A 22,754-nucleotide genomic window follows, 5' to 3' on the forward strand; every position below is an offset into this window, starting at 1 on the left:
TGAAACACAAGATGAAGGCAAATGCGGGCATTTTCAAGGGCACGAATCGTCCCCGTGCAGAATGCCCGCAGCCGGCGCCTCATCTACACCGGCATTTGACGCTTCTCATGCACCGCATCGACCAGGCCGTACTCGACGGCACGCGACGCGCTCATGAAGTTGTCGCGGTTGGTATCACGCTCGATGGTTTCCAGGTTCTGCCCCGTGTGATGCGCCAGCAACTCGTTCAGGCGCTCACGGATGAAGAGGATTTCCTTGGCATGGATCTCGATATCCGAGGCCTGACCCTGGAAGCCGCCCAACGGCTGGTGGATCATCACGCGCGAGTTCGGCAGGCAGAAACGCTTGCCCTTGGCGCCGCCGGCCAGCAGGAAAGCACCCATGCTGCAGGCCTGACCGATGCAGGTGGTGGACACGTCCGCCTTGATGAACTGCATGGTGTCGTAGATGGCCATACCGGCCGTCACCGAACCGCCCGGCGAGTTGATGTACAGGTGAATGTCCTTGTCCGGGTTCTCTGCTTCCAGGAACAGCAGCTGGGCGCAGATCAGGTTGGCCATGTAGTCCTCGACCTGGCCCACCAGGAAGATCACACGCTCCTTGAGCAGGCGCGAGTAGATGTCATAGGCACGCTCGCCACGAGCGGACTGCTCGATGACCATCGGCACCAGGCCGCCAGCGGCCTGGATTTCAGGCATGTTTTGCATAAAAGGATTGCGGGACATGTCTTGCGCTCACTCCCTAATAGTCATGTCTCAAATACACATAAGCCAGCACGGAGGCTGGCTTATGGTGGTGTTCTCGAACGAGGTGACCCGATCAGTCGGCTTTAGGAGCTTCCGCCGGCTTGACTGCGTCTTCGTAGGAAACCGCTTTATCGGTCACGTTGGCCTTCTGCAGAACAGTATCTACAACTTGTTCTTCCAGTACAACCGAACGCACTTCGTTCATCTGCTGATCGTTCTTGTAGTACCAGGCGACCACTTGCTCGGGCTCCTGGTAGGCGGAGGCCATCTCTTCGATCAGCTCGCGCACACGGGCCTCGTCAGGCTTCAGCTCGAACTGCTTGACCACTTCCGCGACGATCAGGCCCAGCACGACGCGACGCTTGGCCTGCTCTTCGAACAGTTCGGCCGGCAGTTGGTCTGGCTTGATGTTGCCACCGAACTGCTGAACAGCCTGCACGCGCAGACGATCCACTTCGTTGCCGATCAGCGCCTTCGGTACTTCGACCGGGTTGGCAGCCAGCAGGCCGTCCATTACCTGGTTCTTGACCTTGGACTTGATGGCCTGGCGCAGCTCGCGCTCCATGTTCTTGCGAACTTCGGCGCGGAAGCCTTCCAGACCGCCTTCCTTGATGCCGAACAGGGCGAAGAACTCGTCGTTCAGCTCAGGCAGTTGCGGTGCGGAAACGCTGTTCACGGTCACGGTGAACTCGGCGGTCTTGCCGGCCAGATCGAGGTTCTGATAGTCCTCGGGGAAGGTCGGGTTGATGACGCGTTCTTCACCCGCCTTGACGCCGACCAGAGCCTCTTCGAAGCCCGGGATCATGCGGCCGGAGCCCAGCACCAGCTGAGTGCCCTTGGCGCTGCCGCCGGCGAAGGCTTCGCCGTCGATCTTGCCAACGAAGTCGATGTTCAGCTGGTCGTCGTTCTCAGCAGCACGCTCGACGGTTTCGAAGCGAGTGTTCTGCTTGCGCAGGATGTCCAGCATGTTGTCGACATCGCTGTCAGCCACGTCGGCCTGCAGGCGCTCGATGGCGATGGAGTCGAAGCCGGAAACCTCGAACTCGGGGAAAACTTCGAAAGTCGCGACGTATTCCAGGTCCTTGCCCTTCTCGAAGGACTTCGGCTCTACCGCAGGAGCGCCGGCCGGGTTCAGCTTCTGCTCGACCACGGCTTCATAGAAGGTGGCCTGGATCAGGTCGCCCAGTGCTTCCTGACGAGCGGCGTCTTCGTAACGCTGACGAATGACGCTCATCGGCACCTTGCCAGGACGGAAGCCAGGAACCTTGGCACGACGGGCAGTCTGTTGCAGACGCTTGTTGACTTCGGTCTCGATGCGCTCGACGGGGACGCCGACGGTCATGCGGCGCTCAAGAGCAGAAGTGCTTTCAACAGAAACTTGCATGGATATTCCTCGTTGCACAGACATAAGCCGGCTCGAACCGGCCCCGAATCAAGGCCAAGCATTCTAGAGGGTCGATATGAAGAAGTCACCCTAGAAACAGGCGGCAATGCGGGGGGATTTGTAAGATGGTGCGGACGGAGAGACTCGAACTCACCACACCCCGGCGGCCAGGCCTGGAGGCCTTGATTTGTGTGAATGGGCGCGTGTGCGTGAGCGTGAATCTGTTCCCAGCTTGTTCCCAGTGAGAACGAGCAAGGGTGCTCAGCACCGCAGGCGGCGGCATTCTACACGGATTTATTTTGAGGCAAAGGAAAAAGGTAATTTTGGTAATTTCGACGGCTGGAAGCGGCTGAACCTCAGTATTTTCAATGGGTTATAGGTACGTTAGAAAGGTAATAAATCAGTAATCAGAAGGTTAGGAGATTACCCTAAGCACCGGTCAGAAATCGCAAAATGAAAAGCCTTTATAATCAGTAGCTTGCAGAAAAATTACCTTTACCATTACCCAAAATTACCAGCCAAGGTAATAGCCCAAGCCCAGGCTTTTCGGGGCCTCCAGCGCTGCCAGACCATCTCATTACCAAAATTACCCATTCTCGATACCGTCTCAGCCAGCTTGAGCAGGAAGGCGCCTAAACGCCCCTGCATGAGGCCGTTGCCGCAGGGATTCGCAGGGTCCTGGCACAGGCTGAACGCTGCATGTAGCCCCCAGCCTGGGCCGTCTGGCGCCCAGCGCGGGCATGCAGTAATTCCGACACGTTTAGCGGGCAGGCGTGGAGGGGGGAAGACTGCGCGCGCCGGGTGCTGCTACCCCCTGCCACCTCCTGGCGAGCTGGCTCGGGCGGCGGGTGGCGTTCGGCTGGGTCTGCCGCGACCTGGGCGCGCTGCTCACCCCGTTTGTGCAGGACGCCATTCGTCTGCAAGCCCCGTATTTACTGGGCTGAAGGCATTTTTAAATGGACTGAAACGCCCTGTTATGGCATGGTTAGCTGGGGTACTTCATACATACAGAGGCCTTCTTTTTAGGCCGCCCAGACACAAAAAAGCCGCCAGAAAGGCGGCTTGGTCAGTTGCTCTGTCGATCAGCTGTCACTGGTGCCGGGGAGCCTGAACTCGTCGAAGCGAATCACCTCTTCCCCCAGCCACTCATTCACCTGCAGCAGCTTGGCCTGGATCGGCTCCAGTTCGTTCATGGCCCAGATGGCGGCGGCGTCCTTGATTGAGCCGAAGCCGCCAGCGTTCTGCGGCACGATGCCCATCAGTTGGGGCGGGGTCCGCAACGCTGCGAGCATGTCGTCGCGGCTGATGTTCTTGATGGCCGCGAAGTCATCCTTGGCCGCCACCTCACTGATCGGGATTAGCTGGATACCCTCTTTCTTCCCACCAGGTGCGTACATGAACAGGTTACGGAAATTCCCCGGACCTTTGCTGTTCTTCATAGCTTCGCGCAGATCGGTGACGAAGCTCTCGTCCTGCACCGCATCCGTCATGTAGAGGATGAACCCGGCGTGGCTACCGTTCTGGTAGTACTTGCGGCGGAACAGCGTGGCACTCTCGTTGAGCAGCGCACTCTGGAGCGCCGCCATCCATTCCGGCAACCCGTAGATTTCCTGGTTGATGTCCGCCTCGCGCACATGGCCGATGCTGCCTGTCTTGAACTCGTGTTCGTCTTTCCAGCCGCGCACCTGGTAGTAAGTGTCGAGATCCACGCCCCGGCGCACGTACTTCGCCAGCACCGGCTGCAAGCCCATGGCCTGGCGCAGCATGTTGTCTCGTTTCTCTAGGTAGGCATTGCCGCTCCAACCGAAATCCGTAGCGAACTGCTCAAACGTCTGGCGGCTCAGTAGTCTGTGCGGCTTGAATGTCCGCACCAGCATATTGCGGCGAAAGTTCAGGCCGGAACCCAGATAAACACTGGCCTTCGTCGCCCTGGCCAACCCGTCAAGCGAAACCGGCGGCTCGTACCAGCGGCCATTGGCCCAGCACTCCAGATGGTCGAGCACCTCACGTCCATCAAGCACCGGTACCGGGTCGCCGAACGTGAACGCGGCAGCACCTGCAGCACCCTGCCCGGTCAATACCTCCCCCTCAAGCGGCGGCTTGGTCTCGGCCACCTGCTGGCCGCGCTTCCGATTTCTGCTCATCTAACAAATCTCCATGATGGCCGTGTTGGATGAGGTCCTGCCTTCCAACGGCTCGTTGAACAGGGCATGGAACAGCGCCCAGGCCAGGTCAGCGTGACCTGTCGCCTCGCTGCGCCCTGCCGTATAGGTGAAGCTCTTCCCGCTCGGCGTCATCGTCTTGCGGATGGCCATCAGCGCCTGGGCGATATCGGTGGCGCCGGCGTCGAACTCAAGGCGCCCTTTGCGCACCACATCCCACGCCTTCATCACCAGCTGGGTTTTCACCTCTGGGCTGTAACTGAAGGTGCGCAAGCCGGGGAAGAACTGCTTGACCAGCTGCGCCACCCCGGTACCCATGCCCGTGGTGTCGATGCCGATATAAGTGACCCAATAGATTTGCGTGAGCTGGCGGATTTTCTCGGCCTGCGCCTCGAAATCCATGCCCCGGAACTGGAAGCGATCCAGCACCCGGAATTTCCCGCCCGGCACAGTCGGCGGGGCCAGCACCACCAGGCCGGCGCTGTCGCCGTTCTCGGCAGGGTCGTAGCCCAGCCAAACCTGGCGATCACCGAAGGGCCTGGCTGCAAACGGCTTGTAATCTGGCCAGTCCCACGACTCGACCATGCACGGCTGCAGCATCGTGAGCGGGAAGATGCTGTCGCCGTCGTCGACGAACTGACACATCATCAGGTTCTCGAAAGACGGCGCGTCGTACTCCATGCGCAGCTCTTCCAGGTCGAACAGATCGCACCCGCGCGCCTCGGCGTCCAGAATCGTCACGATCTGCCGCCACACCCTGTCCTCGCACAGCCGCCCCATCTGCAGCGCGTCGTGGGTCACATCCAGCTTGATATGCTGGGAAGTCGGCCGCCCCTTGTTGAAGCGCTCGCCGGTCCAGTAGACATAGGCCGGGTGCGCCATCGAGCTGGGCGTCGAGAAATACGTCTTTCGCCACCGCTTCTGCGACGCCATCCCCGACGCGACCTTGTTGATTTCCGGGAAGCCATGCACCCAGAAAAATTCGTCGAAGTAGAAGTTGCCCGACCGCCCCTGCGCCGTGCGGAAGTTCGTGCCCAGGAAGTGCAGCTCGGCGTTGTTCCACAACACGATGGGGTCGCCCGTCAGCTTCACCCCCAACACCTCATTCAAAAACGCCTGCATGTACGTCTTGAACTGGTGCGCTTGCGCCTTCGAGGCAGACAAGAAAATCTGATTTCGCCCCGTGGTGATCGCATCGATCAGCGCCTCACGGGCGAAATAGAACGTCGCCCCGATCTGGCGAGACTTCAGAATCATCCGCGTGCGCTGATTGCCAGCACGCCACCAATCGAGCTGATAGTCGAAACAGCTATCGCGGAACGCCTCGACCAGCGTCTCGATCTGCTCTTCGCTCAGCTCATTGCGCACCGGCGCCTTCTTCGGCCCCTCGTTGCGCTTGGCGATATCCGGGTTTAGGTCGGTCTCAGTACCGCCGCCCTGGTATTTCTGGATTCGCGCCTGCCGCTCCAACTGCCGATGCAGCAGGTCGATTTCCTTGAAGTCGCCGCTGGTCTTGCCGTCTTTCAGAATCAGCTGCACCAGGCGCGCTTCCAGCGCCCCGCCGATCCGCTCGACATTGTCCGCGCGGTCCCACTCGTCGCGGCTCTTCCAGCTGTGGACCGTGCGCTCTTTCTCGCCCAGGTAGTCGGCGATATCGGTGACGCGCCACCCCGTCCAGTACAGAAACTTGGCCTGGCGGCGGCTGTCGGTGAAGGGTGCGGGCTGAGCGATAGCATTCATGGCGCCGATGCTGCCGCCCGCGCGCGTGAGCCGTTACCGGCTGGCGTCGTACCGCCCCCCGCTCCGCCGCTAGCGCGTTGCCGCTCGTTGCCCGCGTGCCGACCATGCCCTCAACGCGAAACCCGCACCGAGGATTCCCAAGCATGTCCGCCGCCGCCAAGAAATTCCGCTCCAACTGGTTCCGTGTCGCCGTCGAAGGCGCCACCACTGACAAACGCAAAATTGAGCGTTCCTGGCTGGAGCAAGCCGCCAAGAATTTCAGCCAGAACACCTACGGTGCCCGCGTCTGGCTGGAGCACTACCGCAGCCTGCTGCCCGATAGCCCATTCAAGGCTTACGGCGACATCACCGCCGTCAAGACCGAAGAAGTCGAGATTGCCGGCCAGAAGAAACTGGCCCTGTTCGTCCAGATCGATCCGACCCCCGAACTGGTCGCCATGAACAAGGCCAAGCAGAAGATCTACACCTCCATCGAGATCGACGACAGCTTCGCCGACTCTGGCGAGGCCTACATCGTCGGCCTGGCGGTCACCGACTCGCCCGCCAGCCTCGGTACCGACGTGCTCGCCTTCTCCGCGCAAAAGCCCGAGGCCAGCCCGTTCAAGGATCGCCACTACTCCGAAACCTCCATGTTCACCGAGGCAGTGGAAACCGAAATCAAGTTCGAGGAAGTCGAAGACACCCCGAACATGTTCGCGGCCCTGCGCGGCAAGGTCGGCGAACTGCTGGGCAAGACCAAGGAAAAGGAAGGCAAGGATGCCGCCAACTTCAACGCGCTGGCCGCACTGATCGAAGACCTGGCCGAACACGGCGCCAAGCAGGCCGAAGCCTTCGCCACCGTCAAGACCGCCCACGAAAAACTCCAGGCCGACCACACCAAGCTGGCGGGCGACTTCGCCGACCTGCTCAAGCGCCTGGAAAACACCCCAAGTCAACAGCACAGCCAACGCCCTGCGGTAACCGGTGGTGACGGCAAAACCCTCACCGACTGCTGATCCCCAACGGACAACGCCCTAGCCAAGGAACACCGGAGAACCCAATGCGCAACGATACCCGCCAACACTTCGACGCCTACCTGAGCCAACTCGCCGCGCTCAGTGGCGTGTCTGACGCCACCAAATCCTTCGCCGTCGACCCGACCGTCCAGCAGCGGCTGGAAACCCGCATGCAGGAATCCAGCGAATTCCTCAGCCGCATCGGCATGGTCCCGGTGGACGAACTCAAGGGCGAGAAAGTCGGCCTCGGAGTCAGCAGCACCATCGCCGGCCGCACCGACACCACCGGCGCCGGTGTACGCACCCCGCGCGACGTATCCGACCTGACCAGCGACGGCTATGAATGCCGACATACCGACTTCGACACCGCTGTCCGCTACTCGCAGCTCGACGCTTGGGCCAAGTTCCCCGACTTCCAGGCCCGCCTGCGTGACGCCATCCTCAAGCGCCAGGCGCTCGACCGCATCATGATCGGCTTCAACGGCACCAGCGCCGCAGCCACCACCGACCGCGCAGCCAACCCGCTGCTGCAGGACGTCAACATCGGCTGGCTGCAGAAGTACCGCAACCATGCCCCGGCCCGCGTCCTCAAGGACGGCAAGACCGCCGGCAAGATCCTCATCGGCACCGGCGTCGACGCCGACTACAACAACCTCGACGCTCTGGTCTTCGACGCCATCGCCAACATGATCGACCCTTGGCACCGCAAAGACCCCGGCATCGTCGTCATCCTCGGCAGCGCCCTGGTGCACGACAAGTACTTCCCGCTGATCAACAAGGAACAGCCAGCGACCGAGAAGCTGGCCACCGACATGATCATTTCGCAGAAGCGCATGGGCGGTAAGCAGCCGGTCGAAGTGCCCTACGTGCCGGACAACGCCATGCTCATCACCAGCCTGGAAAACCTGGCCATCTACTGGCAGACCGGTGGGCGCCGTCGCTACGTCCAGGAGAACCCGAGCAAGAACCGCATCGAGAACTTCGAGTCCAGCAACGACGATTACGTCGTCGAGGACTACGGCCTCGGCTGCATGGTCGAAAACATCGAGCTGGAGGCCTAACAGCCATGGCCATGAGTCCCGCCAAACGTCACTTCCTTCGCGTCACCGCCGCGCAGGAAGCGGCCAGCACCGCCGCCGACCAGCCCATGGCCGGTAGCGGCGCCTATGAACTGCAAATGGCCCAGCTGCACCAGCACTACCAGCAGCTCAAAGGCATTCAGAGCACCCAGGCGAAAGAGGAACTCAAGGCCAAGCTGCTGCCCGACTACGCCCCCTACATCGCTGGCGTGCTTGCCAGCGGCCAGGGCGCTCAGGACGAAGTGGTCGCCACCATCATGGTGTGGCGCCTCGACGCTGGCGATTACCAAGGCGGGCTTGAAATCGCCGCCTACGTGCTGAAACACGGCCTCACCATGCCGCCGGACCGCTTTGCCCGCAAAGTACCGTGCCTGGTGGCCGAAGAAATCGCCGAAGCCGCGCTCAAGGCACTCAAGGCCGGCGGCACCTTCGACATCAGCGTCCTCGCCGAGGCTGACCGCCTCACTGCTGGCGAAGACATGCCCGACGAAGTACGCGCCAAGCTCATGCTTGCCATGGGCCGAGTCGCTGCCGCCCAGGTCGACCCCGAAAAACCGAACACTGCTGACGCTCACAACCTGGAAGTGGCCCGCCACTTCCTCACCCGCGCCCTGGAGCTGCACGACAAGTGCGGCGGCAAGCGCGACCTGGAGCTCGTCGACCGTCAGCTCAAAAAACACGCTGAGCCACCGGTACCACCGGCAACCTCGGAGACTCAGGAAGCGCCGGTAACGCCGGCGAAGCAAGAGTCCACGGTGACCAAGAAGCCACCAGCTCCCCGGAAACCCCGGACGAGCCGGTCGACGAAGTCATCCCGAAAAGCCAGTACCTCAGCCAGCTAACCGAGCCTTCCCCCGGCACCCCGGCGGCTCGGGGCTGATCAGCAGGTAACTCCTTCCCGCGCTGTGACGCCCCGACCACCGCCGACTTATTCGAGCGGCCTGAAATGAGCGGATTCGTAGGCAACGCACCCGCGCAGCCATTCAACCTCACCAACGATGGCTTCTGGCCAGACATCGACGCCGCCCACCTGCGCGAGCGTCAGCGCATTGGCAGCGACGTCACCAACGCCCGCCTGGAAGAAGCCGCCGTCGCCGCCATGATCAGCGTCAACCGCGAGCTGCGCACCCTCAAGCTGCGCTACATGGCCCTTGGGCACGACACACTAGAGGCCGTACCCGCCGACCAGATCAACAACGAGAGCGAACTCGTCCACACCTACCGCCGCGCCATTTACAGCGAGGCAAGCGCAGAAGTGGCCGAGCGCAAGCGCACCTATTCCGCGACCGAGGCCGGCGCAGCCAGGGGCGAAGCCGAAGAGCTGACCGCCGACGACTACCGCCGCGACAAACGCTTCGCCATCCGCGACCTGCTCGGCATCAGCCGCACAACCGTGGAGCTGCTCTGATGAACAAGCCCCAAGTCATCGACTGGAACGAAATTTCGCGGCGCGGGCTGCTGGAGCGCATCAACCGCGAAATCATGCACCCGCTTGGCCTGGCCGTATGCCGCGAGGTTGAAACCGGCAACTCCCCCGGCGCCCTGGTATCCGATGACGGCCCATGGATCTACCCCGACCAGGCCAACAGCGGCGGGGAACACTACTGATGGACACCCTCCGCACCGTCCAGGGCGACACCGTCGACGCCGTCGTCTGGCGCCATTACGGCCGCACCGCCGGGCTCGTCGAGCTGGTGCTCGACGCCAACCCCGGCCTGGCCGACCTCGGCCCCGTGCTGCCCAACGGCACCCTGATCAACCTGCCCACCGCCGCGCCCCAGGCCGAGCAAAGCCAGATGGTGAACCTATGGAACTGAAACCCGGCGTCATCACCCTCGCCCTCTACAAAGGCAAGGGCCAGTTGTTCAACGCCGCCATTCGCACCTGGACGGGCTCCGAGTTCAGCCACTGCGAACTGCTCATGCCTGACGGCCGCTGGCTCTCGGCCAGCGCCATGGACGGTGGCGTGCGCGCCAAGCGCATCGACTACAAACCCGAACACTGGCACCTGATCCCCGTGCCCTGGGCAAACGCCAAACGCATCGAGCAGGTTTTCGACCGCTACGAAGGCAGCGGCTACGACTGGGCCGGCATCTTCCTCAGCCAGCTGCTGGCCCGAGGCATCCACAGCGAAACCCGCATGTTCTGCAGCGAGTTCTGTGCCGAAGCCCTCGGCTTCACCGATATCGGCCAGTGCTTCAACCCCATGCTCATTGGCCGCGTAGTCGAACGCATCAACCGCCTGCCGTTCGTGCAGCTTGCCCATTCCCTCAACGAGGGCCACCCGGATGCCACATATGCCTGACCGTCCTGAAACCTGGGCCATGGTGCTCGCCTGGCTGGAACATCACCACCCGCTGGTCTACGCCGCCGTGCTGTCCGCCACGCTCGCCGCTGCCCGCCTCATCTACAGCGGCGGCAGCATCCGCCGCGCGCTGGGTGAGGGCTTCATCTGCGGCCTTATCACCCTGGCGCTCAGCAATGGCCTGCCCCTGTTCGGCATGCCTGTAGAAGTGGCCCCATTTTTCGGCGGCATGGTCGGTCTCATCGGCGCCGACGGCGTGCGCGCCGGCCTGAACCGCATCGCAGCCCGCAAGGTAGACACCCTATGACCAAGCCCCTCACCCTCCGCCACGGCGACAAATCCCAGGCCGTCCAGCAACTGCAATGGGCGCTTAACGCCGCCGGCGCCAAGCTGGTACCGGACGGCGACTTCGGCGACGCAACGGAGAAAGCCGTCCGCGCCTACCAGTTGAAAGTGGGCCTGGTCGCCGATGGCGTAGCGGGCGAGAAAACCCTTGGTGCCCTGGCCGGTGCCGACTGCTCGCGCCTGCTCAGCAACGCCACCCTCGTCGCTGCCGCCAAACGCCTGGGCACTGACCTGGCTACCGTCTACGCCGTCAACGAAGTGGAGAGCAACGGCGCCGGCTTCCTCGCCAACGGCAAGCCCAAGATCCTGTTTGAGCGCCACGTCATGCACGCCCGCCTGTGCCTGGTGCGCAGCGAGGGCGACGACAGCGCCGCGCTGATCGCCCGCGCCGACAAGCTCGCCGCTGAGCAACCCAACCTGGTCAACCGCGCCCCCGGTGGCTACGCGGGCGGCACCGCCGAGCACCAGCGCCTGGCCAATGCCCGCTACATCGACACCCTGGCCGCGAATGAGTCCGCCAGCTGGGGCGCCTTCCAGATCATGGGCTACCACGCCGAGCGCCTTGGCTACGACAGCGTCGACGAGTTCATCACCCTCATGCACCAGGACGAAAACCAGCAGTTCGAAGCCTTCGTCCGCTACATCGAAGCCGATGCTGCATTGCTCAAGGCCCTCAAGGCGAAGAAGTGGGCCGAGTTCGCCAAGCGCTACAACGGCCCGGCCTACGCCCGCAACCTCTACGACGTGAAGCTCGAACGCGCCTACGAGCGCCACGCCGGCTGCGGCTGCGGCGGGCAGATGAAGGTGGCGGCGTGACCACCCTGCGCCAATCCCTCTATGGCCTGGCCCTACTCGGCGCCCTCGCCCTGCTGCTCTGGTCCACCTACCAGCAGCACCAGGCCGCCGAGGCAAAGGCCGAGCGTGACGCCCTGCTCATCGACCAACTCACCCAGCGCAACACCCGCCAGGCCAACGCCATCATCCGTATGGGCGGTGAACTGGCCTCCCAACGCCTGGCCCAGCAGTCCATGCAGATCGCCCAGGCCGACGTGCGCCAACAGCACGCCGCCAGCCAGATCCAGAAACAGGAGACCCGCCGCAATGACCAGACCTTTGCTGATTGGAGCGCTCAGCCTCTCCCTGCTGCTGCTCGCCGGCTGCATGAGCGCCCCGCCCTCACCGGAGCAGACGCTTACCGTACTTGGCTGTCCCGTCGTAACGCGCTGCAGCCTGCTGCCAGCAGCGCCACAGAACAACGCTGACCTCAGCGACGACAGCGACTACCTGCTGTCCGCCTGGGCTGAATGCGCCGCCCAGGTCGACGCGGTTTACGAATACCAGCAGCAACAACCAAGGGCCGACCCGTGAACAAAGCCAACAGCCTCAAGCAACACCTCCTGGCCGCAGTGCCCGAGCTGCATGGCAACCCGGACAAACTGCTCGTCTTCATCGACCAGGGCCGCGCCCGCACCACCGTTGTCGATGGCCTGTCATTCGAATACGGCTACACCCTCAACGCCATCCTCACCGACTTCGCCGGCCACCCGGATGCCGTCATCATCCCCGTGATTGCCTGGATGAAGATCAACCAGCCCGACCTGATGCAGAACCTGGACAAAGCCAAGGACGCCATCCAGTTCGAAGCCGACATCCTCGCCAACGACCTGGTCGACATGTCCATCACCCTGCCGCTCACCGAGCGCGTCATCGTCAAGAAACAGCCAGACGGAGCCCTCGACATCACCCACGCCCTCGAGCCGCAACTAGGCGACCTCTGATGGACGAACTGCGCGCAATGGAAGACTGGGCCGGCGCCCTGCTCGCCAAGCTCGATCCCAAGCAGCGCCGCCAGCTCAACCAGGGCATCGCCCGCAAACTGCGCCGCAGCCAGCAACAGCGCATCGCCGCGCAGAAGAACCCAGACGGCACCCCATTCGCACCGCGCAAAGCCCGCCAGCCCCTGCGCAGCAAACAGGGGCGCGTCAAACAAAAGATGTTCACCAAGCTGCGCCAGGCCCGTTACCTCAAGCTGCAGAGCGACGCCAGCAGCATCGCCCTGGGCTTTCTCGCCCGCACCGCCCGCCTCGCCCGCGTTCACCAGTACGGCCTGCGCGACCGCCCAGGCAAAGGCCAGGATGACGTTCAATACAGCCGCCGCGAGCTGCTCGGCTTCGCCGATGCCGACCTCGAAATGATCCGCGACGAACTGCTCGACCACCTCGCACCGTAACGCCCCCCGCTCCGCCGCCGCCTTCGTGCATCACGCGCGCGTGGCAGTAACCATCGGCGCATGAACGCCATTGCCGAACTCCGCCGCCGCCTCGACAACATGATCCGCTCCGGCACCATTGCCGCAGTCGACCATGGCGACCCCGCGCAGGGGCGCCTACCGTGCTGCCGCGTCAAAACCGGCTCCATCCTCACCGGCTGGCTGCCCTTCTTCACCGTCCGCGCCGGCACTACCAACGAATGGAATCCGGTATCGGTCGGCGAGCAATGCACCATCCTCAGCCCCTCCGGTGACCTCGCCCAGGGCCAAGTGCTGGCCGGCCTCTACTCCGCCGCCAACCCGCCCTGCAGCAACAACCCAGCAGCCCACAAAACCGAGTGGGCCAATGGCGACTACGTCGAGCACAACGCCGCAACCGGCGCCTACAGCCTCAAGCTCACCGGTCACGTCCAGATCGACGCGGCCAGCCTCGACATCACCTGCAGCGGCGCCGTGAAGATCAACGGCGCCACCATCGACCTGAACTGAGGCCGCCCATGCCTGCCGTCTCCCGCCTTGGCGACAACTGCACCGGCCACGGCTGCTGGCCCCCGCGCCCCTGCACCGAGGCCAGCCCCAACGTGCGCGTAAACGGCATTGCCGCCCACCGCCAGGGCGACGCCTGGGCCGCCCACACCTGCCCAACCATCCCCGAAACCCATGCCAGCGTGCTGGCCGCCGGCAGCACCACCGTGCGCGTCAACGGCAAGCAGCTCGCCCGCATCGGTGACCCCGTCGCCTGCGGCAGCGCCGTGGCCCAGGGCTCGGCCAACGTATTCGCGGGGGGCTGAGCATGAACAGAATCACCGGCGCCGCCATCACCGAGCTGGACCACATCAAACAGTCGATTGGCGACATTCTCGGCACCCGCATCGGCACCCGCATCGCCCGACGCGAATACGGCAGCCAGGTGCCGGACCTCATCGACCAACCCTTCCACGGCGCCACCACCCTGCGCATCTACGCCGCCACCGCCATGGCCCTCATGCGCTGGGAGCCGCGCATTCGGCTGACCCGCGTACAGCTGCAACGTGGCGCCGAGGCCAGCGCCGGCGTGCTGGATCTGGAGGCCACCCGCGTGGACACCAACGAGGCCATCAACCTGCAAGTACCCCTCGCACTTGGGGGCAGCGCATGAGCTTTACCCCCATCGACCTCAGCCGCCTACCCGCCCCCAACGTGGTGGAGCCGCTCGACTACGAATCGATTCTCGCCGAGCGCAAGGCCGAGCTGGTCAGCGCCTTTCCGGCAGAGCAACAAGAAACCATCGCCGCCCGGCTGGCGCTGGAGTCCGACCCGCTCGCCAAGCTGCTGCAGGAAAACGCCTACCGCGAACTGGTATGGCGACAGCGCGTCAACGAAGCCGCGCTCGCCACCCTGCTCGCCTTCGCCGAAGGTGAAGACCTGGAGCAAGTCGCCGCCCGCTTCAACGTCCAGCGCCTGGTAATCATCCCGGCTGACAACACCGCCGTGCCGCCCGTGGCTGCCGTCATGGAAGGTGACGACAGCTTGCGCGAGCGCGCCCAAATGGCCATGGAAGGCCTGTCAGTCGCAGGCCCGCGCAACGCCTACATCTTCCACGCCCGCAGTGCGGACGGTCGCGCCGCCGACGCCTGGGCCGACAGCCCGAACCCGGCTGAAGTGGTGGTAACCGTGCAAAGCGCCCTGGGCAACGGCACCGCCTCACCTGAGCTGCTCGCCATCGTTGACGCATACCTGTCAGACGAAGACCGCCGCCCAGTCGCCGACCGCCTCACCGTGCAAAGCGCTACCGTGCTGCCCTACCAGGTCGAAGCCGTGCTTCACCTCAACACCGTAGGACCAGAAGTCGAACCCATCCGCGCCGCCGCAGAAGCTCGCCTCGCCGCCTTGGTCACCCAGCGCCGTCGCCTCGGGCTGGAGGTCAACCGCTCAGCCCTGGATGCCGCATTGCACATCGAAGGCGTCAAGCGCGTGGAACTGGTCGGTTGGGCCGATATCGTCGCCACCCGCCAGCAGGCCCCGTTCTGCACCGGCTACAGTGTCACGGTGGCCGAGTAATGGCCGTCGCTATGCTGCCCGGCAACGCCACCGAGCTGGAGCGCCTCGCCGCCCAGGCCCTGGCGCAGATCGAGCGCGTGCCGATTCCGCTGCGCGACCTCTGGAACCCGGACGCCTGCCCCGTCGAGCTGCTGCCGTACCTGGCCTGGGCGTTCTCAGTTGATCGCTGGTCGCCGGCCTGGCCCGAGAGCGCCAAGCGCGCCGCCATCCGCAGCGCCTACTTCATCCACTCGCGCAAAGGCACCATCGGTGCCCTGCGCCGTGTGGTCGAGCCGCTTGGCTACCTGATCGAGGTCCGCGAATGGTGGGAGGAAGTGCCGGCCGGCGTGCCCGGCACCTTCCGCCTGCTCATCGGCGTATTGGACACCGGCATCACCGAAGCCATGTACCAGGAGCTGTCATTCCTGATCGACGACGCCAAGCCCCTGAGCCGCCATCTGATCGGCCTGGCCATCGGCCTGGAAACACGCGGGCGCACCTACATCGGCGCCGCCGCCATCGATGGCGAAACCCTCACCGTCTACCCCTACGCCCCCGGCCCCATTGAAGTCAGCAGCCCCGCCGTGCTGCTAGGCGGCGCCGCCCACACCATCGACACCATGAGCATCTACCCATGAGCACCTATTTCGCCATTCTCACTGATCGAGGCGAGGCCAAGCTCGCCAACGCCCAGGCGCTGGGCACCCAAGTGCAGTACAGCCACATGGCCGTGGGCGATGGCAACGGCAACCTGCCCGTGCCCGATCGCCTGCAGCCCGCCCTGGTGCGCGAGCAGTACCGCGCCGGCCTGAATGAACTGAAAGTCGACCCGCTCAACGCCAGCCAGATCATTGCAGAGCTGGTAATCCCCGAAAACGTGGGCGGCTGGTGGATTCGTGAAATGGGCATCTATGACGCCGATGGGGACCTGATCGCCGTGGCCAACTGCCCGCCCAGCTACAAGCCCCTGCTGGCCGAAGGCTCTGGCCGCACCCAGGTGCTGCGCATGGTGCTCATCGTCGCCAGCACCGCCGCCGTGCAACTCAAGATCGACCCGTCTGTGGTGCTGGCCACCCGTGAATACGTAGTCACCACCGTCACTGCACTGCTGGCAGACACCAACCCAGTCATGGCGGGCGCTGCATCGCCAGGCGCAGCTGCCAAGGCGGCAAGGTCTGATCATCGCCACCCAACTGATACGACTCGCGCGCCACTCGCCTCACCGGCCTTCACAGGAGCACCGACAGCACCAACGCCAGCGGCCCCCGACAAAACAACGAAGGTGGCAACGACTGAGTTCGTGCGCAGGGCAATCGGCGACAGCGATGGCGGCATCGCCTTGCCCGTATCCGTGGCGACAGATGCCGCAACCGACTTCGATGCCATCTTGGAGCCTGGCTGGCACCCCAGTTTGCTGGGGGCCGCAGCCGGTGCGAGAAACGCCAACCACCCCGATGGACAAGTAGCACCGGCAACTGGCAATGGTGTCGTCAACTACTACTGGAACATGGTCGCAAAGCACTCCACCAACAGGCTCCACCTGGCAATGCCCTATGCCTCGGCAGGTGATGCGAGCGTTGCAACTATTAAATTTCGCCTGTTGGGTGGCGGCATCTGGACATCCTGGCGCTCACTCTGGCACTCGGAGAACCTCAAGGAAGCGACAAAAGATGAAGCTGAGGCCGGCGCCCTGCAGGGCAACCGCTGGCTCAGCCCATTGCGCGGCATGCAGCTCCTGCGCGCAGCAGCTGCCAACGCCAACGAAGCGCTGCGCGGCGTTCTGCGTGTGGCTACGCAGGTAGAAGTTGACGCCGGCGCGCTGGATGACGTTGCAGTCACCCCCAAAAAGCTGTTCAACGGCGCCCTAATCGTCACCAGCACCTACATGGCCCTCAAACTGCCCAGCTGGCTGGGCGGTTACATCCTGCAGCGCGGGTCGGTATCCATTGCGGCGGAAGGCGGCGCAAGCGTATCCGTGACGCTGCCGCTCGCTTACACAACGAGCTACTCGGCGCTTGCCACCTTCTCCTATACCGGCACTCGTGTAGAGAACGCCAACTATGCCCAGCCACGCGACAAGACGCTCAACGGCTTCACGCTGGATAACCAGTGGGCGGGTAACGGCAGCAACATCGCCGGCAACATCGACTTCTTTACGTTCGGCAAGTGAGGCCAACCATGACCATCTATGCAAAATGGATCGAGGCAGACGGGCGATTTGCCTTCTCCACTGACGACAACGGCGGCGTTGCTATCGAATCCGCCCGCCATATCGAACTGCTCGACGCCCTGGCAGCAGGCAAACAGCTGAATCCTGACGGCAACGGCGCCCCAACCATCACCGAACCTGCTGCGCATGTACCGACCGCCGACGAACTCTGCCAACGCATCGACACCGCCGCCGACGCCGCCCGCCGCGCCGTAGCCGGCGACCCCCTGCGCGCCGTGGAGTACGACCGCGCCCGCCTGGCAGCCGAACAGTTCGCCGCCGCCGACTACCAGGGCGAAGTGCCTGCCATGGTCGCCGCCTGGGCCATCAACGGCCGCACGCCGCAGCAAGCGGCCGACAGCATCCTCAACGAGGCTGCCGCCTACACCAACGCCCTGGAGCTGCTGCGCACCACCCGCCTGGCCGCGAAAGAACAAGTGCGCGCACTGATGGCCGCCAACCAGGTGGAACAGGCCCAGCAGCTCGCAGACCAAACCATCGCCTCGATCGAGGCCGCCGTCGCCGGCATCGGCAACAACGCCTGACCCTCACGCCTGCTGCACCACTTGCCCCGCCCCGTGCGGGGCTTTTTTATGCCTCACGCCGAACCGCCCCCCGCTACGCTGCCCGCCGCGTGCAGCAGCCACGCGCGCGCGGCAGCATCAAGGCTCACTGGATCACCGCAAGCCCAGGAGCTGCAGCCATGCCAACCGGATATCATCACGGCGTCCGCGTCATCGAGATCAATGAGGGCATCCGCCCCATTCGCACCATCGCAACCGCCGTCGTGGGCCTGGTCGCCACCGCCTCCGATGCTGATGCCGCGTTCTTCCCGCTCAACACCCCCGTACTGCTCACTGACGTGCTCAGCGCCATCGGAAAGGCCGGCACCCTCGGTACACTCGCCGCATCGCTCGCCGCCATCGCCGCCAACGCCAGCCCCTTCACCGTCGTGGTGCGTGTGGCCGATGGCGAAGGCGCAGACGACGCCGCCAAACAGGCCGACCAGATCAGCAAGCTGGTCGGCACCGTCACTGCTGACGGCCAATACACCGGCCTCAAGGCCCTGCTGGGCGCCAAGGCCAAACTCGGCGTTACGCCGCGCATCCTCGGCGTGCCGGGGCTCGACGCCCTGCCCGTCGCCAACGAGCTCATCAGCATCGCCCAGCAGCTGCGCGCCTTCGCCTACGTCTCCGCCTGGGAGTGCGCGACGAAGGAAGAGGCCGTCGCCTACCGCGACAACTTCGGTGCCCGCGAAGTCATGGTCATCTGGCCCGAGTTCGAAACCTGGAGCACAACCGAGAACGCCACCGTCATCCGCCCAGCCGTCGCCACCGCCCTCGGCATGCGCGCCAAGCTGGACGAGCAAGTCGGCTGGCACAAAACCATCTCCAACATCGCCGCCAACGGCGTCACCGGCATCAGCAAACCGGTGTTCTGGGATCTGCAGAACCCAGCGACCGACGCCGGCTACCTCAACGAGAACGAAGTCACCACCCTCATCCGCGAAGGCGGCTTCCGCTTCTGGGGCTCGCGCACCTGCAGCGAAGACCCGCTCTTCGCCTTCGAAAGCGCCACCCGCACCGCCCAGGTGCTGGCCGACACCATCGCCGAAGCCCACATGTGGGCCGTAGACAAGCCCATGCACCCTTCCCTGGTGCGCGACATCATCGAAGGCATCAACGCCAAATTCCGCGAACTCAAGCAGGCCGGTTACATCATCGACGGCCAGTGCTGGTACGACCCCGCATCGAACGAGGCCGCAACGCTGCAGGTCGGCAAGCTCACCATCGACTACGACTACACCCCCGTGCCACCGCTGGAAAACCTCGTGTTCCAGCAGCGCATCACGGATTCGTACCTGATGGACTTCCCGTCGCGCATCAACGCCTGATCGGCCACCATTGCATAGGAGCGCCTGACCATGGCCATGCCCCGCAAACTCAAGAATCAGAACATTTTCAACGACGCCAACAGCTACCAGGGCATCGCCAAAACCATCACCCTGCCGGACCTCACCCGCAAGCTGGAAGCGTGGCGCGGCGCCGGCATGGACGGCGGGGTCGGCGCCGATTTGGGCATGGGTGACGATCTTCTCAAGATCGAATGGACCGTTGGCGGGCTGGATCTGATCAGCCTGCGCCAGTTCGGCATCACCAACGCCAGCGGCGTGGCCCTGCGCTGGGCCGGGGCCTACCAGCAAGACGACAACGGTGCCGTAACCAAAGTCGAAGTCGTCGCCCGTGGCCGGCATGAAACCTACAGCTTCGGCGATGCCGAAGCCGGTGAAGACACCGAGCACACCATCACCACCGCCTGCACCTACTACAAGCTGGTGGTAGACGGCGTCGAAGAGATCGAAATCGACATCCTCGGCATGATCTTCAAGGTCAACGGCGTCGACATCCTCGCCGAACAACGCGCCGCCATCGGCCTGTAACCCGCATAACCCACCCCGAAGCTGGTCACGGCGCACCCGCGCCGCTGGCCAGCACCCAACATCGAAGGAGCCCCCCATGTCCCAACCCATCTACAGCGACCCGATCGAGCTTGCGACCCCGGTCGGCACCGGCAAAACCAAGATCACCAGCATCACCCTGCGCCGCCCAGGCTCGGGCGAACTGCGCGGCCTAAAGCTGGCCGACCTGGTGCAGGGCGACGTCAACGCCGTCATCCGCCTGCTGCCCCGCATCAGCCAGCCCACCCTGGTGGAACAGGAAGCCGCCGCCCTGGACGCCTACGACCTCACCCGCTGCGCGGATGAAATCGCCGTTTTTTTGCAAACGCCGCCGCAGAAGCCGGCGGCAGAGGCCTCCCCCGAGTAGTCGACGATGCCATGGCGGATATCGCCATGGTCTTCCACTGGGGGCCCGAGCAGATGAACGCCATGCCCCTGGCGGAACTGATGGAATGGCGCGAGCGCGCCCGAGAACGATGGGAACTGCAACATGGCGCGCGACCTAAAACTCCAGGTGGTACTACAAGGGCTTAACCGCGCCAGTAAGCCCTTCCGCGAGGCCGGTCGCAGCGCCATTGGCCTGGGCCGCGACCTCAAGGCCACCCGTGCCGAACTCAAGGGCCTGCAGGCCCAGCAAAGCGACCTCTCCAGCTTCCGCGCCCTCAAGGGCCAAACCGAGCAAACCGGCAAGGCCATGCAGGCCAGCCGCGAGCGCGTGCGGCAACTCTCGCAACAGCTGCGCAGCACCGAGGCGCCAACCAAGGCGCTCAACCAGCAGTTTCAACGCGCCATCCGCGAGGCCACCAGCCTCAAGGCCAAGCACGCCGAGCAACAGCGCGAGCTGCAGGGCCTGCGCGGCAAACTCAGTGCCGCCGGCATCAGCACCGCCCAACTTGGCCAGGCCGAGCGCGACCTCAAGGCCAAGGTCACCGCCACCAACCAAGCCATGGCCACACAAGAGGCCAGGCTCAAGCGCCTCACCGCCCAGCAGCAACGCCTGGCCAGGGCAAAGGACCAATACCAGCGCACCCAGGCCCTGGCGGGCAGCATGGCCGCCACCGGCGCCGGCGGGCTGGCCACTGGTAGCGGCATTCTCTACAGCGGCGCCCGCCTGCTGGCCCCGGGGCTCGACTTCGACGCCAGCATGAGCAAGGTGCAGGCGCTAACGAAGCAACAGAAAGGTAGTGCGGGCCTTACAGCGCTCCGCGAACAGGCGCGTGAGCTTGGAGCCAGCACACAGTTCACCGCTGTCCAGGCGGCCGAAGCGCAAGGCTTCCTGGCCATGGCCGGCTTCAAGGTGGACTCTATTCTGGCGTCAATGCCCGGAATGCTTGCACTGGCCAAAGCCGGTGACGCAGAGCTCGCCGATACCGCCGACATCGCGTCGAACATTCTCAGCGGCTTGGGAATGCGCGCCAACCAAATGGGGCGCCTCGGTGACGTGCTCACCGCCACGTTCAGCAACTCCAACACCAACCTGCAGATGCTGGGCGAAACGATGAAGTACGCCGCCCCCATCGCTAAGACCTACGCAGTAGACCTTGAAACGGTCTCTGCCATGGCCGGCAAACTGGGAGACGCAGGTATCCAGGGCAGCATGGGCGGCACCGCCCTCTCGGCGATCATGAACCGCCTGGCGGCTCCACCCAAGGCAGCGGCCAAAGCGCTGGAAGCGCTTGGCATCACAACCGCCGATGCCGCCGGCAACATGCGCCCCATGCCGGACATCCTCAAGGACGTCTACGACAGGACCAAGGCGCTGGGCACAGCGACCCGAGGCGGCTACCTCAAGGCGATTGCAGGCGACGAAGCCGTCAAGGGCATGTCCTACCTGGTCGATCAGGCGGGTAGCGGCGCGCTGCAGGGTTTCATCGCTGACCTACGCCAGGTGAACGGGCTCGCCGAAGAGGTCGCGCGAATCAAAGGCGACAACCTACAAGGCGATCTGACTGCGCTGGGAAGCGCCTGGGCGAACTTCGGTATTGAGCTACAGACGCAGCAGAACGGCCCCCTGCGCGGCATCACCCAAGGCATCACCCGCGTTATCGGCAGCGTGAAAACCTGGGTCGCTGAGAACCCCGCATTGGCCAGCCAGCTGGTAAAGACCGCCGCTGGCCTCGGCTTGGTCATGGCCGGCATGGGCGGCCTTACCCTGGCCATGGCCAGCGTGCTCGGCCCGTTCGCCATGGTGCGCTACGGCATGATGCTGTTCGGCATCCGTGGCGCCGGTCTGGCCAGTACCCTGTTCAGCCTCGGCAAAGTCGCCCTGCCCCTGGTCGCCACCGGGCTGCGCGCCCTCGCCGTGGCGGCCATGGCCAACCCCATCCTGGCCATCATCACCGGCATCGCGGTCGGCGCCGCGCTCATCTACAGCAACTGGGACCGCATCGGCCCCTACTTCGCCGGCCTGTGGGGCGAAATCAAGGCCGGCTTCTCCGGTGGCCTGTCCGGCATCGCTGCCACCATCCTCAACTTCAGCCCGCTGGGCCTGTTTCACCGCGCGCTGGCGGGCGTGCTGAGCTACTTCGGCGTCGACATCCCTGCCCGCTTCACCGACTTCGGCGGCATGCTCATGGACGGCCTGGTGAACGGCATCACCGCCGGCCTGGGCCGCGTGAAAGACGCCATCACCGGCGCCGGCGGCGCCGCCATTGATTGGTTCAAGCAGAAACTCGGCATCCACAGCCCGTCCCGCGTGTTCGCCCAGCTCGGCGGCTACACCATGCAGGGCTACGGCCAGGGCCTGCTGGCCGAGCAGAGCAACCCGCTCAGCGCCCTGCAGCGCATCGGCAACAACCTGGTGCAAGCCGGCAACCAGACCATCGGCGGTCAAGTCGCCTTCGACAACCGTGCACCGCTGGCCGCAGCCGGCGCCGGGCGCAACGCTGGCCGGCCCGTCGTCGTCGAGGGCGACACCATCCACATCACGATTCAGGGCGGCGGCGATATGGCAGCAACACGCCGCATGCTCGAGCAAGTGCTAAATGAGCGCGACCGCGCCAAAGCCGCCCGCATGCGCTCGGCGCTGTACGACCAGGAGTAA

The 22,754-nt window shown here is 64.2% G+C and carries 29 protein-coding genes; 25 read left to right on the plus strand and 4 right to left on the minus strand.

Features of this window, described 5'->3' with window-relative positions; genetic code table 11:
* Positions 1 to 83: 83 nt before the first annotated feature.
* The 4 genes from clpP to E4487_RS12160 form a co-directional block, all read right to left on the minus strand.
* Entirely contained in the window at positions 84 to 725 is a 642-nt protein-coding gene (gene clpP / locus E4487_RS12145) for an ATP-dependent Clp endopeptidase proteolytic subunit ClpP (protein WP_175253445.1), read from the minus strand.
* Between the two features lie 94 nt (positions 726 to 819).
* Complete coding sequence (gene tig / locus E4487_RS12150) at positions 820 to 2,130, minus strand: trigger factor (RefSeq protein ID WP_037052976.1); 1,311 nt, start codon at positions 2,128 to 2,130, stop codon at positions 820 to 822.
* Positions 2,131 to 3,212: 1,082 nt separating this feature from the next.
* Entirely contained in the window at positions 3,213 to 4,274 is a 1,062-nt protein-coding gene (locus tag E4487_RS12155; RefSeq protein WP_175253446.1) for a phage portal protein, read from the minus strand.
* A complete protein-coding gene (locus E4487_RS12160; RefSeq protein WP_175253447.1) occupies positions 4,275 to 6,032 on the minus strand; it encodes a terminase ATPase subunit family protein in 1,758 nt (585 codons plus the stop codon).
* 143 nt (positions 6,033 to 6,175) lie between these two features.
* Here E4487_RS12160 and E4487_RS12165 point away from each other — a divergent pair, with 143 nt between their 5' ends.
* From E4487_RS12165 to E4487_RS12280, 25 genes are all read left to right on the plus strand, one after another.
* The gene (locus E4487_RS12165; RefSeq protein WP_175253448.1) at positions 6,176 to 7,027 is read left to right on the plus strand and encodes a GPO family capsid scaffolding protein; all 852 of its coding nucleotides are present in this window, start codon (positions 6,176 to 6,178) and stop codon (positions 7,025 to 7,027) included.
* A 44-nt stretch (positions 7,028 to 7,071) separates the two neighbouring features.
* Positions 7,072 to 8,088, plus strand: coding sequence for a phage major capsid protein, P2 family (locus E4487_RS12170; RefSeq protein ID WP_175253449.1), 1,017 nt, complete (start codon positions 7,072 to 7,074; stop codon positions 8,086 to 8,088).
* Between the two features lie 5 nt (positions 8,089 to 8,093).
* Positions 8,094 to 8,948, plus strand: a complete 855-nt coding sequence (gene gpM / locus E4487_RS12175) for a phage terminase small subunit (RefSeq protein WP_175253450.1) — start codon at positions 8,094 to 8,096, stop codon at positions 8,946 to 8,948.
* 104 nt (positions 8,949 to 9,052) lie between these two features.
* Positions 9,053 to 9,514: a head completion/stabilization protein gene (locus E4487_RS12180; RefSeq protein WP_175253451.1), complete on the plus strand. Its 462-nt coding sequence runs from the start codon at positions 9,053 to 9,055 to the stop codon at positions 9,512 to 9,514.
* Positions 9,514 to 9,714, plus strand: coding sequence for a hypothetical protein (locus E4487_RS12185; RefSeq protein WP_175253452.1), 201 nt, complete (start codon positions 9,514 to 9,516; stop codon positions 9,712 to 9,714). The genes E4487_RS12180 and E4487_RS12185 overlap by 1 nt, the downstream gene beginning before the upstream one ends.
* A complete protein-coding gene (locus E4487_RS12190; RefSeq protein ID WP_175253453.1) occupies positions 9,714 to 9,923 on the plus strand; it encodes a tail protein X in 210 nt (69 codons plus the stop codon). The genes E4487_RS12185 and E4487_RS12190 overlap by 1 nt, the downstream gene beginning before the upstream one ends.
* Positions 9,914 to 10,411: a hypothetical protein gene (locus E4487_RS12195; protein WP_175253454.1), complete on the plus strand. Its 498-nt coding sequence runs from the start codon at positions 9,914 to 9,916 to the stop codon at positions 10,409 to 10,411. Before E4487_RS12190 ends, E4487_RS12195 begins: the two co-directional genes overlap by 10 nt.
* Positions 10,404 to 10,718: a phage holin, lambda family gene (locus tag E4487_RS12200; RefSeq protein WP_257229414.1), complete on the plus strand. Its 315-nt coding sequence runs from the start codon at positions 10,404 to 10,406 to the stop codon at positions 10,716 to 10,718. The genes E4487_RS12195 and E4487_RS12200 overlap by 8 nt, the downstream gene beginning before the upstream one ends.
* Complete coding sequence (locus E4487_RS12205) at positions 10,715 to 11,572, plus strand: N-acetylmuramidase family protein (RefSeq protein WP_175253456.1); 858 nt, start codon at positions 10,715 to 10,717, stop codon at positions 11,570 to 11,572. The genes E4487_RS12200 and E4487_RS12205 overlap by 4 nt, the downstream gene beginning before the upstream one ends.
* Positions 11,569 to 12,018 carry a DUF2570 domain-containing protein gene (locus tag E4487_RS24530; protein ID WP_175253457.1) on the plus strand — a complete coding sequence of 150 codons (450 nt, stop codon included), beginning with the start codon at positions 11,569 to 11,571 and terminating at the stop codon, positions 12,016 to 12,018. Before E4487_RS12205 ends, E4487_RS24530 begins: the two co-directional genes overlap by 4 nt.
* Positions 11,918 to 12,124, plus strand: a complete 207-nt coding sequence (lysC, locus tag E4487_RS24425; protein ID WP_257229415.1) for an Rz1-like lysis system protein LysC — start codon at positions 11,918 to 11,920, stop codon at positions 12,122 to 12,124. The genes E4487_RS24530 and lysC overlap by 101 nt, the downstream gene beginning before the upstream one ends.
* A complete protein-coding gene (locus E4487_RS12215; RefSeq protein ID WP_175253458.1) occupies positions 12,121 to 12,534 on the plus strand; it encodes a phage tail protein in 414 nt (137 codons plus the stop codon). The genes lysC and E4487_RS12215 overlap by 4 nt, the downstream gene beginning before the upstream one ends.
* Positions 12,531 to 12,986, plus strand: coding sequence for a phage virion morphogenesis protein (locus tag E4487_RS12220; protein WP_175253507.1), 456 nt, complete (start codon positions 12,531 to 12,533; stop codon positions 12,984 to 12,986). Before E4487_RS12215 ends, E4487_RS12220 begins: the two co-directional genes overlap by 4 nt.
* A gap of 60 nt (positions 12,987 to 13,046) precedes the next feature.
* The gene (locus tag E4487_RS12225; protein WP_175253459.1) at positions 13,047 to 13,514 is read left to right on the plus strand and encodes a phage baseplate assembly protein V; all 468 of its coding nucleotides are present in this window, start codon (positions 13,047 to 13,049) and stop codon (positions 13,512 to 13,514) included.
* An 8-nt stretch (positions 13,515 to 13,522) separates the two neighbouring features.
* On the plus strand, positions 13,523 to 13,816 hold the full coding sequence (locus E4487_RS12230) for a PAAR domain-containing protein (RefSeq protein WP_175253460.1): 294 nt from the start codon (positions 13,523 to 13,525) through the stop codon (positions 13,814 to 13,816).
* A gap of 2 nt (positions 13,817 to 13,818) precedes the next feature.
* Positions 13,819 to 14,163, plus strand: coding sequence for a GPW/gp25 family protein (locus E4487_RS12235; protein WP_175253461.1), 345 nt, complete (start codon positions 13,819 to 13,821; stop codon positions 14,161 to 14,163).
* Positions 14,160 to 15,065 (plus strand): baseplate J/gp47 family protein, encoded by a 906-nt coding sequence (locus E4487_RS12240; protein WP_175253462.1) that lies wholly within the window; start codon positions 14,160 to 14,162, stop codon positions 15,063 to 15,065. The genes E4487_RS12235 and E4487_RS12240 overlap by 4 nt, the downstream gene beginning before the upstream one ends.
* A complete protein-coding gene (locus E4487_RS12245; RefSeq protein ID WP_175253463.1) occupies positions 15,065 to 15,682 on the plus strand; it encodes a phage tail protein I in 618 nt (205 codons plus the stop codon). Before E4487_RS12240 ends, E4487_RS12245 begins: the two co-directional genes overlap by 1 nt.
* A complete protein-coding gene (locus E4487_RS12250) occupies positions 15,679 to 17,214 on the plus strand; it encodes a phage tail protein (RefSeq protein ID WP_175253464.1) in 1,536 nt (511 codons plus the stop codon). The genes E4487_RS12245 and E4487_RS12250 overlap by 4 nt, the downstream gene beginning before the upstream one ends.
* Positions 17,215 to 17,222: 8 nt before the next feature.
* Positions 17,223 to 17,798, plus strand: coding sequence for a phage tail protein (locus E4487_RS12255; protein WP_175253465.1), 576 nt, complete (start codon positions 17,223 to 17,225; stop codon positions 17,796 to 17,798).
* 158 nt (positions 17,799 to 17,956) lie between these two features.
* The gene (locus tag E4487_RS12260; RefSeq protein ID WP_175253466.1) at positions 17,957 to 19,147 is read left to right on the plus strand and encodes a phage tail sheath protein; all 1,191 of its coding nucleotides are present in this window, start codon (positions 17,957 to 17,959) and stop codon (positions 19,145 to 19,147) included.
* Between the two features lie 30 nt (positions 19,148 to 19,177).
* Positions 19,178 to 19,693, plus strand: coding sequence for a phage major tail tube protein (locus tag E4487_RS12265; RefSeq protein ID WP_175253467.1), 516 nt, complete (start codon positions 19,178 to 19,180; stop codon positions 19,691 to 19,693).
* 76 nt (positions 19,694 to 19,769) lie between these two features.
* Positions 19,770 to 20,078 carry a phage tail assembly protein gene (locus tag E4487_RS12270; protein ID WP_175253468.1) on the plus strand — a complete coding sequence of 103 codons (309 nt, stop codon included), beginning with the start codon at positions 19,770 to 19,772 and terminating at the stop codon, positions 20,076 to 20,078.
* Positions 20,079 to 20,089: 11 nt separating this feature from the next.
* A complete protein-coding gene (locus E4487_RS12275) occupies positions 20,090 to 20,245 on the plus strand; it encodes a GpE family phage tail protein (protein ID WP_175253469.1) in 156 nt (51 codons plus the stop codon).
* Positions 20,202 to 22,754: a phage tail tape measure protein gene (locus E4487_RS12280; RefSeq protein ID WP_175253470.1), complete on the plus strand. Its 2,553-nt coding sequence runs from the start codon at positions 20,202 to 20,204 to the stop codon at positions 22,752 to 22,754. Before E4487_RS12275 ends, E4487_RS12280 begins: the two co-directional genes overlap by 44 nt.

The sequence above is a fragment of the Pseudomonas sp. BMW13 genome (assembly GCF_013357275.1).
GTDB lineage: Bacteria > Pseudomonadota > Gammaproteobacteria > Pseudomonadales > Pseudomonadaceae > Aquipseudomonas > Aquipseudomonas khazarica.

Coding starts and splice junctions, on each gene's coding strand:
- E4487_RS12185 (WP_175253452.1), top strand. CDS start 9,514: ATGAACAAGCCCCAAGTCATCGACTGGAACGAAATTTCGCGGCGCGGG.
- E4487_RS12180 (WP_175253451.1), top strand. CDS start 9,053: ATGAGCGGATTCGTAGGCAACGCACCCGCGCAGCCATTCAACCTCACC.
- E4487_RS12195 (WP_175253454.1), top strand. CDS start 9,914: ATGGAACTGAAACCCGGCGTCATCACCCTCGCCCTCTACAAAGGCAAG.
- E4487_RS12165 (WP_175253448.1), top strand. CDS start 6,176: ATGTCCGCCGCCGCCAAGAAATTCCGCTCCAACTGGTTCCGTGTCGCC.
- E4487_RS12275 (WP_175253469.1), top strand. CDS start 20,090: ATGGCGGATATCGCCATGGTCTTCCACTGGGGGCCCGAGCAGATGAAC.
- E4487_RS12230 (WP_175253460.1), top strand. CDS start 13,523: ATGCCTGCCGTCTCCCGCCTTGGCGACAACTGCACCGGCCACGGCTGC.
- E4487_RS12265 (WP_175253467.1), top strand. CDS start 19,178: ATGGCCATGCCCCGCAAACTCAAGAATCAGAACATTTTCAACGACGCC.
- gpM (WP_175253450.1), top strand. CDS start 8,094: ATGGCCATGAGTCCCGCCAAACGTCACTTCCTTCGCGTCACCGCCGCG.
- E4487_RS12280 (WP_175253470.1), top strand. CDS start 20,202: ATGGCGCGCGACCTAAAACTCCAGGTGGTACTACAAGGGCTTAACCGC.
- E4487_RS12235 (WP_175253461.1), top strand. CDS start 13,819: ATGAACAGAATCACCGGCGCCGCCATCACCGAGCTGGACCACATCAAA.
- E4487_RS12225 (WP_175253459.1), top strand. CDS start 13,047: ATGAACGCCATTGCCGAACTCCGCCGCCGCCTCGACAACATGATCCGC.
- E4487_RS12255 (WP_175253465.1), top strand. CDS start 17,223: ATGACCATCTATGCAAAATGGATCGAGGCAGACGGGCGATTTGCCTTC.
- lysC (WP_257229415.1), top strand. CDS start 11,918: ATGAGCGCCCCGCCCTCACCGGAGCAGACGCTTACCGTACTTGGCTGT.
- E4487_RS12200 (WP_257229414.1), top strand. CDS start 10,404: ATGCCTGACCGTCCTGAAACCTGGGCCATGGTGCTCGCCTGGCTGGAA.
- E4487_RS12245 (WP_175253463.1), top strand. CDS start 15,065: ATGGCCGTCGCTATGCTGCCCGGCAACGCCACCGAGCTGGAGCGCCTC.
- E4487_RS12190 (WP_175253453.1), top strand. CDS start 9,714: ATGGACACCCTCCGCACCGTCCAGGGCGACACCGTCGACGCCGTCGTC.
- tig (WP_037052976.1), bottom strand. CDS start 2,130: ATGCAAGTTTCTGTTGAAAGCACTTCTGCTCTTGAGCGCCGCATGACC.
- E4487_RS12250 (WP_175253464.1), top strand. CDS start 15,679: ATGAGCACCTATTTCGCCATTCTCACTGATCGAGGCGAGGCCAAGCTC.
- E4487_RS12260 (WP_175253466.1), top strand. CDS start 17,957: ATGCCAACCGGATATCATCACGGCGTCCGCGTCATCGAGATCAATGAG.
- E4487_RS12240 (WP_175253462.1), top strand. CDS start 14,160: ATGAGCTTTACCCCCATCGACCTCAGCCGCCTACCCGCCCCCAACGTG.
- E4487_RS12205 (WP_175253456.1), top strand. CDS start 10,715: ATGACCAAGCCCCTCACCCTCCGCCACGGCGACAAATCCCAGGCCGTC.
- E4487_RS12270 (WP_175253468.1), top strand. CDS start 19,770: ATGTCCCAACCCATCTACAGCGACCCGATCGAGCTTGCGACCCCGGTC.
- E4487_RS12155 (WP_175253446.1), bottom strand. CDS start 4,274: ATGAGCAGAAATCGGAAGCGCGGCCAGCAGGTGGCCGAGACCAAGCCG.
- E4487_RS12160 (WP_175253447.1), bottom strand. CDS start 6,032: ATGAATGCTATCGCTCAGCCCGCACCCTTCACCGACAGCCGCCGCCAG.
- E4487_RS12170 (WP_175253449.1), top strand. CDS start 7,072: ATGCGCAACGATACCCGCCAACACTTCGACGCCTACCTGAGCCAACTC.
- clpP (WP_175253445.1), bottom strand. CDS start 725: ATGTCCCGCAATCCTTTTATGCAAAACATGCCTGAAATCCAGGCCGCT.